The sequence below is a fragment of the Anoxybacillus sp. FSL W8-1294 genome (assembly GCF_037965005.1).
GTDB classification, from domain to species: domain Bacteria; phylum Bacillota; class Bacilli; order Bacillales; family Anoxybacillaceae; genus Anoxybacillus; species Anoxybacillus flavithermus_G.
In genome coordinates this window covers 1,195,120-1,208,343 of sequence record NZ_CP150179.1, presented here as the reverse complement: position 1 = coordinate 1,208,343, position 13,224 = coordinate 1,195,120, and the positions used below count along the sequence as shown (strand labels likewise).

The 13,224-nt window shown below is 42.3% G+C and carries 16 protein-coding genes; all 16 read right to left on the bottom strand.

Annotation, left to right across the window (positions count from 1 at the left end):
• Positions 1 to 93: 93 nt before the first annotated feature.
• The gene (aroH, locus tag NSQ23_RS06450; RefSeq protein ID WP_004889854.1) at positions 94 to 474 is read right to left on the bottom strand and encodes a chorismate mutase; all 381 of its coding nucleotides are present in this window, start codon (positions 472 to 474) and stop codon (positions 94 to 96) included.
• The gene (aroB, locus tag NSQ23_RS06445; protein ID WP_004889853.1) at positions 437 to 1,573 is read right to left on the bottom strand and encodes a 3-dehydroquinate synthase; all 1,137 of its coding nucleotides are present in this window, start codon (positions 1,571 to 1,573) and stop codon (positions 437 to 439) included. The genes aroH and aroB overlap by 38 nt, the downstream gene beginning before the upstream one ends.
• Positions 1,573 to 2,742 carry a chorismate synthase gene (gene aroC, locus NSQ23_RS06440; RefSeq protein WP_004889851.1) on the bottom strand — a complete coding sequence of 390 codons (1,170 nt, stop codon included), beginning with the start codon at positions 2,740 to 2,742 and terminating at the stop codon, positions 1,573 to 1,575. Before aroC ends, aroB begins: the two co-directional genes overlap by 1 nt.
• A 108-nt stretch (positions 2,743 to 2,850) precedes the next feature.
• Complete coding sequence (locus NSQ23_RS06435; RefSeq protein ID WP_004889849.1) at positions 2,851 to 3,621, bottom strand: protein-glutamate O-methyltransferase CheR; 771 nt, start codon at positions 3,619 to 3,621, stop codon at positions 2,851 to 2,853.
• A 97-nt stretch (positions 3,622 to 3,718) separates the two neighbouring features.
• Positions 3,719 to 4,165: a nucleoside-diphosphate kinase gene (ndk, locus tag NSQ23_RS06430; RefSeq protein WP_004889845.1), complete on the bottom strand. Its 447-nt coding sequence runs from the start codon at positions 4,163 to 4,165 to the stop codon at positions 3,719 to 3,721.
• Positions 4,166 to 4,272: 107 nt separating this feature from the next.
• The gene (gene hepT, locus NSQ23_RS06425; protein WP_004889843.1) at positions 4,273 to 5,235 is read right to left on the bottom strand and encodes a heptaprenyl diphosphate synthase component II; all 963 of its coding nucleotides are present in this window, start codon (positions 5,233 to 5,235) and stop codon (positions 4,273 to 4,275) included.
• Between the two features lie 11 nt (positions 5,236 to 5,246).
• Positions 5,247 to 5,960 (bottom strand): demethylmenaquinone methyltransferase, encoded by a 714-nt coding sequence (locus NSQ23_RS06420; RefSeq protein ID WP_004889842.1) that lies wholly within the window; start codon positions 5,958 to 5,960, stop codon positions 5,247 to 5,249.
• Positions 5,961 to 5,984: 24 nt separating this feature from the next.
• Positions 5,985 to 6,635, bottom strand: coding sequence for a heptaprenyl diphosphate synthase component 1 (locus NSQ23_RS06415; RefSeq protein WP_004889840.1), 651 nt, complete (start codon positions 6,633 to 6,635; stop codon positions 5,985 to 5,987).
• Positions 6,636 to 6,695: 60 nt separating this feature from the next.
• Positions 6,696 to 6,923 carry a trp RNA-binding attenuation protein MtrB gene (gene mtrB / locus NSQ23_RS06410; protein ID WP_004889838.1) on the bottom strand — a complete coding sequence of 76 codons (228 nt, stop codon included), beginning with the start codon at positions 6,921 to 6,923 and terminating at the stop codon, positions 6,696 to 6,698.
• Between the two features lie 10 nt (positions 6,924 to 6,933).
• The gene (folE, locus tag NSQ23_RS06405) at positions 6,934 to 7,497 is read right to left on the bottom strand and encodes a GTP cyclohydrolase I FolE (RefSeq protein WP_064221157.1); all 564 of its coding nucleotides are present in this window, start codon (positions 7,495 to 7,497) and stop codon (positions 6,934 to 6,936) included.
• A gap of 111 nt (positions 7,498 to 7,608) precedes the next feature.
• Positions 7,609 to 7,881 (bottom strand): HU family DNA-binding protein, encoded by a 273-nt coding sequence (locus NSQ23_RS06400; protein ID WP_003394524.1) that lies wholly within the window; start codon positions 7,879 to 7,881, stop codon positions 7,609 to 7,611.
• 259 nt (positions 7,882 to 8,140) lie between these two features.
• Positions 8,141 to 9,619, bottom strand: coding sequence for a stage IV sporulation protein A (spoIVA, locus tag NSQ23_RS06395; RefSeq protein WP_004889832.1), 1,479 nt, complete (start codon positions 9,617 to 9,619; stop codon positions 8,141 to 8,143).
• Between the two features lie 123 nt (positions 9,620 to 9,742).
• Entirely contained in the window at positions 9,743 to 10,465 is a 723-nt protein-coding gene (locus NSQ23_RS06390) for a hypothetical protein (RefSeq protein ID WP_004889823.1), read from the bottom strand.
• 15 nt (positions 10,466 to 10,480) lie between these two features.
• Positions 10,481 to 10,684 carry a DUF2768 domain-containing protein gene (locus NSQ23_RS06385; protein WP_004889822.1) on the bottom strand — a complete coding sequence of 68 codons (204 nt, stop codon included), beginning with the start codon at positions 10,682 to 10,684 and terminating at the stop codon, positions 10,481 to 10,483.
• A 178-nt stretch (positions 10,685 to 10,862) separates the two neighbouring features.
• Complete coding sequence (locus tag NSQ23_RS06380; RefSeq protein WP_004889821.1) at positions 10,863 to 11,885, bottom strand: NAD(P)H-dependent glycerol-3-phosphate dehydrogenase; 1,023 nt, start codon at positions 11,883 to 11,885, stop codon at positions 10,863 to 10,865.
• 12 nt (positions 11,886 to 11,897) lie between these two features.
• Positions 11,898 to 13,208 carry a ribosome biogenesis GTPase Der gene (der, locus tag NSQ23_RS06375; protein WP_004889820.1) on the bottom strand — a complete coding sequence of 437 codons (1,311 nt, stop codon included), beginning with the start codon at positions 13,206 to 13,208 and terminating at the stop codon, positions 11,898 to 11,900.
• Between the last annotated feature and the right edge of the window lie 16 nt (positions 13,209 to 13,224).

The window sequence follows — 13,224 nt, the reverse complement described above, 5'->3', positions numbered from 1 at the left end:
TTTAGGCGTACGTATCCTAATGATCCTCTGCTCCGCTCTCACTCATTCTCTACTCAACTCTTACTCTACTCAACTAGCTTATAAATCATCATATTATATGTCTGACTTTTTTGTCAACTGTAGATCTGGCCGAAGCTGGACGGCATCACGTAAATATATGTGGTGAATATCTTGCTGTGAGCGCTTCGTATGTACAGTCATCATGACGCGAATACATTTCGGCAATGCATGAGGAACGTTAATTTCTCGCATACACATAACAGGAACATACGTCCAACCGTCGAAATGACGCAATGCCTTAGCTGGAAACGTGGCGTTTAAATCATCTGTCATCGAAATAAGAATGGATACAACATCTTCTGCATGTACATCGTTTTGACGAATCATTTCTGTCAGCAATCGCTTCGTCTCGTCTATAATTTCTCGTTCATCGTTATCATTTACCGTCGTTGCCCCGCGAATCGCTCGAATCACACTTTCCTCTCCCTTCTTCGGCAAACGCGTATAACCATCGCAATAGTTGTTCATCGCTTATTTGTTCAACACATACGGTTCCGATCTCTTTCATTAGCACCATACGCACCGTTTGATCTTTCGCTTTTTTATCTTTTTTCATTTTGTCGAGCAAACGTTCAGGCGATACGTGTGACGGAAGGGATGTCGGAAAACCGTAACGATGGAATAACGTCCGAAATGACGAATAAAAAAGCGGTTGATTGTAAAAACGCTCGCTCACAAAAATAGCAAATAACATGCCGAGGGCAACCGCATCTCCATGCGTCATTACCCCATAGCCGAGTTCACTTTCTAAAGCATGACCGAGCGTATGACCAAAGTTTAAATAAGCGCGAACCCCTTGCTCTTTTTCATCTTTGGCGACAATAGCTGCTTTAATTTCAATCCCTCTTTGAATCGCATATTGCAAACGATCGCCACGTAAATCATCTAGCTGTTGCACGTTCGCTTGTAACCAGCCGAAAAAAGCGCGATCATAAATTAAGGAGTGTTTCATAATTTCTGCGAAACCTGACCTCATTTCTCGTTCAGGAAGCGTATGAAGTAAGGAAATATCGTAAAAAACGAGTTCAGGCTGGTAAAAAGCTCCGATCATATTTTTTCCAAGCGGATGATTGATAGCCGTTTTTCCTCCAACAGCACTATCGTGCGCAAGTAGCGTTGTCGGTACTTGAATGAAACGAATGCCGCGCATATATGTCGCTGCAACAAAACCGGCTAAATCTCCGACGACCCCTCCCCCGAGCGCAACAATTAACGAATGACGATCGAGATGATTTGTTAACGCTGCCGTATGGCATGCATAAAATTGTTCAAATGACTTCGCTTCTTCTCCACTCGGAATAATATGCGTGTATACACGGTCATATGTTTGACGAAGAACATGCTGCACATCAGCTAAATAAAGCGAAGCAACCGTTTCATCTGTAATAATGAGTACTGCTGTCACATTTGGACAGACGCGGTCAATCATGCGATCAAGCATAGGTAATAGTTCATTTCCAATAACGACTTCATATCGTTTCGACGGCGTAGCGATGTGAATGCGTTTCATCATTAAAACTCCTTTGCGTACCGGCGCATCGCTTCGACATTTTCGATGATCAAATCGATGCGATCTTGTCCAAATTGTTCGACAATAGCATTCGCAATTTCCCATGCTACAACGGCTTCGGCCACGACGCTTGCTGCTGGAACTGCGCAACTATCAGAGCGTTCGATGCTTGCCGCAAACGGTTCTTTTGTTTCTATATCGACACTCATAAGCGGCTTATATAACGTTGGAATCGGCTTCATCACTCCGCGTACAACGATCGGCATACCCGTCGTCATCCCGCCTTCAAATCCGCCAAGTCGGTTCGTTTTGCGCGTATATCCCGTTTCTTCGCTCCATATAATTTCGTCGTGCACTTCGCTTCCAAAGCGACGTGCCGCTTCAAATCCGATACCGAACTCAACGCCTTTAAATGCGTTAATGCTCACGATCGCCGCAGCAATTTTTGCATCTAGCTTCCGATCATAATGCACATAGCTCCCGACACCAACTGGAACACCTTCAACAATGACTTCGACAATTCCACCAATCGAATCGCCTTTTTCTTTCGCTTCATCAATGGCCGCCATCATCTTTTTTTCCGCTTCTGCATCAAAACAGCGAACAGGAGATTGTTCTGTCACTTGTTGTAATTCCTCAAGCGATGTATATGCGGTATGTTCCGCCTTTACCCCACCAATTTCAACGACATGACTGGCGATACGAATACCTAATTCTGCTAAAATGCGCTTCGCTACCGCTCCTGCTGCCACCCGCACCGTTGTCTCACGTGCAGAAGAGCGCTCTAACACATTGCGCATATCACGATGACCATACTTTATTGCTCCATTTAAGTCCGCATGTCCCGGACGCGGACGTGTTACTTTTCGTTTCACTTCTTCTGTATCATCAGCAGGCGGTTCGATACCCATAATGTTCGTCCAATGTTTCCAATCGCGATTTTCAACAACGAGTGTAATCGGAGAACCGAGCGTTTTTCCATGACGGACACCGCTTAAAATTTTTACTTCGTCTTTTTCAATTTGCATGCGTCGCCCGCGACCATATCCTTTTTGTCGGCGCGCCAAATCTTCGTTAATATGCTCCGCTAAAAGCGTCAATCCTGCAGGGACGCCTTCAATAATGGTTGTTAATTGTGGACCATGTGATTCACCAGCTGTTAAGTACCGCAATTCTCTCTCTCCCTTCATCTCTTTAAAGCGATTATGTATGAATATAGCACATTTTTCCCGCAGACGTAACCCCTTAATTGCACAGAAAACGACCGAATTCGGCCGCAACTACATTTTTCGATAAAAAAACGTATCTTCTACTTCAAAACCGTATACCGTTGGATTAAAAATTTGTTCCGTGCTACCGACGAAAAAAATTCCCCCAGAGCGAAGAGCGCGATTAAACTTTAAGTACAATTCATGTTTTGCTTCTTCCGTAAAGTAAATAAGTACGTTTCGGCAAACGATTAAGTCAAAATTCGTATCGAATGGATCGGAAAGCAAATTATGTTTTTTAAACGTTACTGTTCGTTTAATGTCATCGATAATTTTATAGTGGGATCCTTCTTTGACAAAAAATTTTTTCTTCACGTCCTCTGGCACTTCTTGAAGGGAACGCTCCATATAAATACCAAGCTTCGCACGAGCCATAGCGTTATCATCAATGTCAGTAGCTAATACAGATACTTGCGATAATGGCATAAACTTAGATAAAATGATGGCCAATGTATACGGTTCTTCTCCAGTTGAGCAAGCAGCGCTCCATACTTTTAACCGTTTGTTTTTTTCAAGAAGTTTCGGAATAATTTTTTTCTCCAACACTTCCCATCGTTTTGCATTGCGGAAAAATTCAGATACGTTAATCGTCATGCGGTCTAAAAACTCATGATACAACGCTTGGTCATGATTCATCGCCCGAAAAAATTCATCAAAATTTTTAAATCCTTTCTTTTCATAGAGAGAAGTTAATCGCCGTTTCATTTGCGCTTCTTTGTATAGCGCTAAATCGATGCCTGTCTTTCGTTTCACGTTTGCAATAAATTGTTGATAATCACTCATACAAAAAACTCCTCTTCCTTTTCTTTCATACATACAGTATAACGAAAATGTGAAAAAACAGAAATAAAAAATAAAGATAGGCATGTGCCTACCTTTTTTAATATACCCACTCGTTCATTAGCTTGCTGTAGGAAACGAGTTCTTCCTCTTTGAAAAATAGTTGAATTTCGCGCGCCGCGCTCTCTTTCGAGTCAGAGCCGTGAATAATATTTTTTCCGACTGTTAAGCCGAAATCACCGCGAATTGTGCCTGGCAACGCTTCTTGCGGGTTCGTTTTCCCCATCATTTGACGAGCTGTTGCGATAACATTTTCGCCTTCCCATACCATCGCAAATACTGGACCGGACGTAATAAATTCAACGAGCTCACCGAAAAACGGACGCTCTTTATGCTCCGCATAATGTTGTTCAGCAAGTTCACGCGATACTTGCATCAACTTTGCACCAACAAGCTGAAAACCTTTGCGCTCAAAACGAGCAACGATGTCACCGATAACACCGCGTTGTACCCCATCTGGTTTGACCATTAGAAATGTTCTTTCCATGACGAATTCTCCACCCCTGATACGTTATGTATTGGAACTGACTCCCTTGCAATTATATCATTTCGTACGCAAATTAGCAATATTCGCCATGAAAACGATTTAATTTTTTAATATTTTCGCTTACCAATATACTTTGCAATGTTATAAAGCGCGGTCCAAGCACGGTTGCGTGGCAGTTTTTGTAACGTATCGAGTGCTTTTTGCAAATAGCGATCCCCAAGCTCATACGATTTTTCAATCGCATTTGTTCGCTTAATCCCATCAATGACATCCGCCATTTCACGATTTGTCGTATGTTCGTTTACTTTCATAATTTGTTCTTTTACCGTCCGCTCTTTCATTGCATATAAAACAGGGAGCGTCACATGCCCTTGTGATAAGTCGCTTCCTGCCGGTTTGCCGAGTTGTTTTTCTGTTCCAATGAAATCAAGAATGTCGTCTGTAATTTGAAACGACATACCGACGTAATAACCAAACCAATACAATGTTTTATGCACAGCTTCTGGCGCTCCTGCTACGACCGCGCCAAGTTGGCAACTTGCCGCAATGAGCAACGCCGTTTTTCTTTTAATTCGTTGCAAATAGCGACGTAAATTTTGATCGAATCGATATTTATCACTAATTTGCTCAATTTCTCCTCGACATACTTCCACAATGGTGTTAGCTAAAATGCGGTGGGCAACTGGATCATCAATTTCGCACATTTGCTCAAGCGCCCGAGCGAACAAATAGTCGCCAACATACATCGCGAACCGATCGCCCCATTTCGCTTGAATCGTCTCTTTTCCGCGTCGTAACATCGCCCCATCAATCACATCGTCATGGACAAGAGATGCCATATGAATGAGCTCGAGCGCGACAGCTACTCGCTTCATCTTCTCAAAATGATATGTACCAAATTGTCCACCGAGCAAAACAAACACCGGTCGAATGCGCTTTCCACCCGCCTCAAGCAAATGTAACGATGCTTCATTAACGAGCGGATCAGACGTTTGCACGGTCAGTTTTAATTGTTCTTCAATTTTGTTTAAATCCCCGTTCAAAAACGAATACATCGCTTTTAGCTTCATTATAATTCACCTTAACATCCATCAGGTTTATGTCCGAGATGCATCGCTGCCACTCCAAACGTATACGGTTTCACTTGTACGTTTACAAAACCAGCCTGCCGAAACATATCCGCTAGCTCGTCCATTCCTGGAAATTCACGTGCTGACTCTTGCAACCACGAGTATTCTTCGTAACTTTTCGCAAAAATTTTCCCGAAAAAAGGCATGATATAACGAAAATACGCATAGTACAGCTGTCGAAAACCGATAAGCGTCGGTTGTGATGTTTCTAAACAAACAACTTTTCCGCCTGGTTTTGCGACGCGATACATTTCTTTTAATACTGTCATATAATCAGGTACGTTTCGCAATCCGAAACCGATTGTGACATAATCGAACGTGTTATCAGGAAACGGCAAGCTCATCGCATTGCCATGTACGAGTGTCACGTGCTGAAAACCGCGTTCTTTTACTTTTTCCTCCCCAACCTTTAGCATATTACGACTAAAATCGAGTCCATACACTTCACCGTTAGGTCCAACGGCTTCGGCTAACGCGATCGTCCAATCTGCCGTTCCACAACATACATCGAGCGCTTTCGTTCCTTTTTGTACGTTCATTCGTTTCATCGTATCTTTCCGCCATGCGACATGACGTTTAAAGCTAATAACAGAATTCATCCGATCGTAATGATCAGAAATTTTTTCGAACACGCGATGCACACGTTCTTCCTTCGATTGTTGCATAAAATCCCCTTCTTTCAACTGAAATCAAACGAGGAGATGAGAGAATTGCTCTTTTATTTCTTCATGTACATGAAACGGGAGAAGATCTTGTAATTTTCGCTTGCAGTGATCGATGTAATTGATCGAGGTTTCTGACTCCGTTTTCTCGCGATAAACACGTTTTAGCGCAAATAAGTAATACGCTACTTCCCCCCACTCATGGGCATGCACGTGTTCTGCAAGCTGCCGAAGCAATGCAGATTCAATGACAGCGATGCAATGAAAACGCTCAAGATCATTTGACGACAATTGCTGCAAGTGAATTTTTTTTATATTGATCTCTTTAATCGCTTCGGCAAAACGACGAATGAGTGAAATGTCATGTCGTCGCGCTAAAAAGTCGTAGTACAATCCGCTATATAAATCTCCCGCAAGTACAGTCAACTGCTTTTGTTGTGAAATTTGTTGCTCATCTACTTCATCATGGGTGTCAAGGGCGAGTTGAATTAACATCATAGCAAACACATAATCGAGTGCGATGTTTTCTTCCACTCGAGCCGAACGTAACATAGAAAGAGCAAACGATATGCGATCCTCATCGATCATGCGTGGTTGTATATAGCGATCTACATACGAATGGGCGATTGCCCGTTGAATGCGCGTTCGTACTTGTTCGATTTGCTGTTGCATATCCATGACTCATCACCCTTGCTTCCCAAAAACTCAAACTTTATTATATCATAAACCTTCTTCACGTTAACGATGATTTTTCGCATCAGATTGGATTTCGCCATGTTGCGTTTGAATAAGTGCTTTTCCGCGCACTTTAATCGCTGATGTATGCTCTGTAAATTGAGCAATAAGCACTTCCCCTTGATCAAGCTTTTCAGAATGATGAAAGCGCGTATCTGAGCCACGCGTTAGCCCGATGACATTCACTCCGTCTTCTAACGCTTTAATCACCACATAATCACCTTGCATCATACAATCCCTCCTATTTAATCAGCGCTAATATTTCGGAACGAGCTTTGTCATCTGTTGCAAGCGTTCCACGTACCGCAGTTGTAACTGTTTTCGCTCCTGGCTTTTTCACACCACGCATCGTCATACACATATGTTCAGCCTCCACAACAACCATCACCCCATGCGGTTCGAGCGTCTCCATAATGGCATCGGCTACCGTTGCTGTAATTCGTTCTTGTAATTGCGGTCGTCGCGCAACAGTTTCGACCGTTCGTGCTAGTTTGCTCAATCCCGTCACTTTTCCGCCACGTGGAATGTATGCGACGTGGGCCACACCAAAAAACGGAACAAGATGATGTTCACACATTGAATAAAACGGAATGTCTTTGACGAGGACAAGTTCTTCATGGTCTTCACTAAATACCGTTTGCAAGTGCACTTTCGGATCTTCGGTTAAACCAGAAAACACTTCCGCATACATTTTTGCTACCCGCTTCGGTGTATCGAGCAACCCTTCACGATTTGGATCTTCGCCAATCGCTTCTAAAATTAAGCGAACCGCTTGTTCAATTTGTTGTACATTCATTTGTTGCATCCTCCTACCATTCAACTTCACGTAATCCGATTCTAGCATATAAAGATGAAAAAAGGCAAAAAAGAAGAGGCAGCTCGCAACCGGCTACCTCTTTTGGCTGTATGTAATTTCTTACTTTACAGCATCTTTTAACGCTTTCCCAGGTTTGAAAGCAGGAACTTTGCTTGCAGCAATCTCGATTTCTTCTCCTGTTTGCGGGTTGCGTCCTTTGCGCGCCGCACGCTCACGTACTTCGAAGTTACCAAAACCGATTAATTGCACTTTATCACCGTTTTTAAGCGCTTCTGTAATTGCGTCAAAAACAGCATCAACCGCTTTAGATGCATCTTTTTTAGAAAGGCCACTTGCTTCAGCTACCGCGTTGATTAATTCCGTTTTGTTCATGCCACTCACCTCCTCCCAAAGCATATGTATCATACATTACTTTCAGTTGTTTACACTTTCTATTGTTTCTATACATTAACATGCCTTATATTAACTGATTCTTGCTCATAATTCAACATTTTTCGAGTAAAATCATGCAATTTGCCTACTATTCTCCAACGAACCTAACATTTTCTGAATAAAGATTATCATATCGCGCTTTTTTACTGCAAGAGAAAATTTTTGTTTCAAAGCAAAAAAGACCCCAAACGGAGTCTTTTTATAAAATGATCGCGATTAGTCCACCGGAGCCTTCGTTAATGATGCGCTCTAACGTTTCTTTTAATTTATAGCGGGCATTTTCAGGCATAAGTGCTAGTTTCGCTTGAATGCCCTCGCGAACAATGGAGCTGAGCGAACGACCAAAAATATCAGAGTTCCAAATGGAAAGCGGATCGTCCTCAAAATCTTGCATTAAGTAACGGACGAGCTCTTCGCTTTGTTTTTCTGTTCCGATAATCGGTGCAAATTCCGATTCCACATCCACTTTAATCATATGAATGGACGGTGCCACAGCTTTTAGCCGCACGCCAAAGCGAGATCCTTGACGAATAATTTCCGGTTCATCTAAGCTCATATCAGAAAGCGACGGAGCAGCAATGCCATAACCTGTTTGTTTCACCATGCGAAGCGCATCGGCAATTTGATCGTATTCCGCTTTCGCATAAGCAAAATCTTGCATTAATTGCAACAAATGATCTTTCCCACGAATTTCAACGCCGACAACTTCTTTTAAAATTTGATCGTACAACTCATCTGGAGCATATAAATCAATTTCTGCAATACCTTGCCCCATTTCAATGCCAGCTAAACGTGCTTCGTCAATGAAGTCATATTCGCTAAATTGCTGCACAACGCGGTCGACATCGCGCAATCGCTTAATATCTTTCACAGTATCACGCACCGCATCTTGATAGCTCTCGCGCAACCAATGGTTTTCGCGCAATACCATAACCCAGTTCGGTAAATTGACGTTCACCTCTAATACTGGAAATTCATATAATGCTTCACGAAGCACTTGATACACATCGGCTTCCCGCATCCCTTCCACACTCAAGGCTAGCACCGGGATGTCGTATTTTTCGCTTAATTGCCGCTTCAACGTTTCTGTTTCTGGATGTTGTGGACGTACTGTATTAATAATCATAATAAACGGCTTGCCAACTTCTTTTAATTCGTTGACGACACGTTCTTCCGCTTCGACATAATTTTCGCGCGGAATTTCTCCAATTGAGCCATCGGTTGTAATGACGACACCAATCGTCGAATGTTCTTGAATAACTTTTCGTGTACCGATTTCTGCCGCTTCTTGAAATGGGATTGGTTCTTCATACCATGGTGTATGAATCATGCGTGGTCCATTTTCATCTTCAAACCCTTTTGCGCCTTGTACAGTATAACCGACACAATCGACAAGACGAATGTTCACTTCAAGTCCATCGTCTACTTTTACTTTTACCGCTTGGTTTGGGACAAATTTCGGTTCTGTCGTCATAATCGTTTTTCCTGCTGCACTTTGTGGCAGTTCGTCTTGCGCACGAGCTTTATCTGCTTCGTTTTGAATATTCGGAATTACAACAAGTTCCATAAACTTTTTAATAAATGTCGATTTGCCCGTTCGAACGGCTCCGACCACTCCTAAATAAATATCTCCGCCTGTTCGTTCAGCAATATCTTTAAAAAGATCGACCTTTTCCAACTGCCTTCCCTCCCTTATATTTAAAACATATGAGGACATTATATGCATATGTTGTTGTCCTATTTGTTTATGACTAAAAAATCCCTTCTCTAAAATGTATTTATTTAGGGAAGGGATCATGACTTATTTCACAAGAAAAATTGGCTCTTTTTTCTTTTCATCAATCGTATAAGGAAGGGAATATGCAGGTACGAAAAGCGAATGTTTGACAAGCAGATCGCGAATATCGTCCCCGTATCGATAGTTATGAGGCTCTGTTTGCAGTTTTTCGTACAAATCCATGCGATAGTCGATATAAATTTCTCCTTTGCCGTCAATAATGAGCGGAAGATTTTTGCCTGAATATGGGCTGACAACATGAGGAGGTGCGTCTAAACGAAGTTTCTTATAATCGAGCGTAAATACCCCTTTCGCCAACATTTCTTTAAATGGCGGGTAACCATGCGCATCTTGATACATACGAATGCGCAATTTTAAATCGCGAATCGCTTCTGCCGCTCGCAAATCTAGCAATTTCACTGTCGGATTTGTTTCTACATCAACGAGAACATATTGATACACCCCACCGCTTTCAAATGCGTTTCCTGGCGGCTCAGCCATATATCGCGGCACAAGCAAATTGAAATCAATCGGATATTTTTGATAAATTGGTGTAGACATATCACGTGTTTTAATTGGTAGTAACCCACCTGTCGCTTGTCGATACTCATTTACAGCTTGTTGCACACGATCGACTTGTTCTTTATACGGAATTTTGTTTTGTGCTAATCGCTCTTGCGGATATAAACATCCAGATAATAAGACTGATAAAATAGCAATCATTATAGAATATAGCCACTTTTTCATCTTTCATCCATCCTTTTATTCTTGAACCGGCCCGCTAAATACGACAAATACGATAATGAGGCCAGCGATGATCATACTTATGTATGCAATCGTCGCTAAAATGATTTTGATAATCTTGTTTTTTACCTTATATCGACTAAAATAAATCGAAAATACGGCAACAAACATTAAACCGATTCCTGTTAATGAAATCCACATTTTTAAAAGACCTGGTGACATCGCTCTCCCTCGCTTTCTTTTATCCCGTCGTCACATAAAAAAGCTGAAGTAAAGCGGGGCGTCTTTACTTCAGACGATGACTAAACATGCACCATCCATTCGAGTCTGAGAATGTTTTTATAGCATTGTATGCAATATCTATAACAAAGCGCTCTTCACATGCCTATTTCAAAGAAAATTATAGCGAAATGTTTGCCAAATCTTCAAGTTCCGATGTTTTTCCACGCGCCATCAACGAATCTACTGCACTTTTTACATCTTTTCCGTTAAACAACACATCGTAAAGCGCATTTGTAATTGGCATATCGACGTTCATTTTTTTCGCTAACTGATAGGCAGCTTTAGTCGTTCGCACACCTTCGACAACCATTCCCATATTTGCTAGCACGTCATCAAGCGCATATCCTTTGCCAAGCAAATTGCCCGCACGCCAGTTGCGCGAATGAACGCTTGTACACGTCACAATTAAATCACCGATCCCTGTCAATCCTGCAAATGTTAGCGGATTGGCACCGAGACGGCTACCAAGACGAGCCATTTCCGCAAGCCCTCGCGTCATAAGCGCCGCTTTGGCATTATCCCCATAACCAAGCCCATCCGTAATGCCAGCAGCTAGCGCAATAATGTTTTTTAACGCCCCACCAATTTCCACTCCGATTAAATCTGGGTTTGTATATACGCGAAAATATTGATGATTCATAAATAAATCTTGAATGCGCTCGGCTGCTTCCATATTTTTCGATGATACTGTTACCGTTGTCGGATGGCGTAAGCTCACTTCTTCCGCATGGCTCGGTCCTGATAAAACGACGACGTCTTGTAACAAATGGGCTGGCATTTCTTCTTCAATAATTTCTGAAATACGTTTATGTGTATCCGGTTCGATTCCTTTGCTAACCGAAACGATCGTAATCGGCTGTTTCACGCATGTGCGAACGCGCTGTAATACATCGCGAATCGCTTTCGTTGGAACAGCTAATACGACCGTTTCAACCCCTTCAAGCGCTTTGGCAAGATCTACATAGCCAACAATCGCTTCAGGAAGATGAATATTCGGCAAATATTTTTCATTCATATGTTTTTCATTAATTTCATCGATTTGTTCTTGACGCTGTCCCCAAAGACGAACGTCATGTCCATTATCTGCAAGGACGATCGCCAAAGCTGTGCCCCAACTACCAGCACCTAATACTGCAACCATCTGATCACCCCTTTAATTTCGCGGACGTGCAATGATTTTAATCGGTGTTCCTTCAAATCCGAACGTATCGCGAATACGGTTTTCTAAAAAGCGTTCATACGAAAAATGCATGAGTTCAGGATCGTTGACAAACACAACGAACGTTGGTGGTTTCACTGCAACTTGCGTCATATAGTAAATTTTTAATCGTTGGCCATTATGTGTCGGTGTCGGATTCATCGCAATCGCATCCATAAGCACTTCATTCAATACATTTGTTTGGACACGCATCGCATGATTTTCGCTTACCATTTGAATAACAGGAAGCAACTTATGCAACCGTTGTTTCGTTTTTGCGGATACGAATACGATCGGTGCATAGTCGAGAAATTGAAAGTGATCGCGAATTTTTTTCTCGAACTCGTTCATCGTCTTCTCATCTTTTTCAATTGCATCCCATTTGTTTACAACGATGACGACACCTCGACCCGCTTCATGCGCATACCCAGCAATTTTTTTATCTTGCTCAATAATCCCTTCTTCAGCGTTAATGACGACAAGCACCACATCGGAGCGCTCGATCGCTTTTAGCGCTCGCAATACACTATATTTTTCGGTGCTTTCATACACTTTTCCTCTTTTGCGCATCCCTGCTGTATCAATAATGACATATTCTTGTCCATCTCTCTTGAACGTTGTATCGATCGCATCGCGCGTCGTTCCTGCGATATCGCTCACAATGACCCGTTCTTCCCCTAAAATAGCGTTAACAAGTGATGATTTTCCAACGTTCGGACGACCAATTAAACAAAACTTTATAACATCCGCATCGTATTCTTTCGTTTCACGCTTAGGAAAATGAGCAACGACCGCATCGAGCAAATCTCCGATGCCTAGTCCGTGCGTGCCAGAAATCGGAATCGGCTCTCCGAATCCGAGCGTATAAAAGTCATAAATGTTTTCACGCATGTCTGGATTGTCAATTTTGTTTACGGCTAGAACGACCGGTTTGTTAGAACGATATAAAATTTTCGCTACTTCTTCGTCTGCTGCTGTGACGCCATCTCGACCGTTTGTCATAAAAATGATGACGTCCGCTTCGTCGATCGCAATTTCTGCCTGTTGACGAATTTGTGTTAATAACGGCTCATCGCCAATATCAATCCCACCTGTATCAATAATGTTAAATGTTGTATTTAACCACTCCGCACTACTATAAATTCGATCGCGCGTTACTCCTGGTACATCTTCTACAATAGAAATACGTTCTCCGACAATGCGATTAAAAATCGTTGACTTCCCGACATTTGGGCGACCAACGATCGCTACAACCGGTTTCGACATATTCTCACACTCCTTC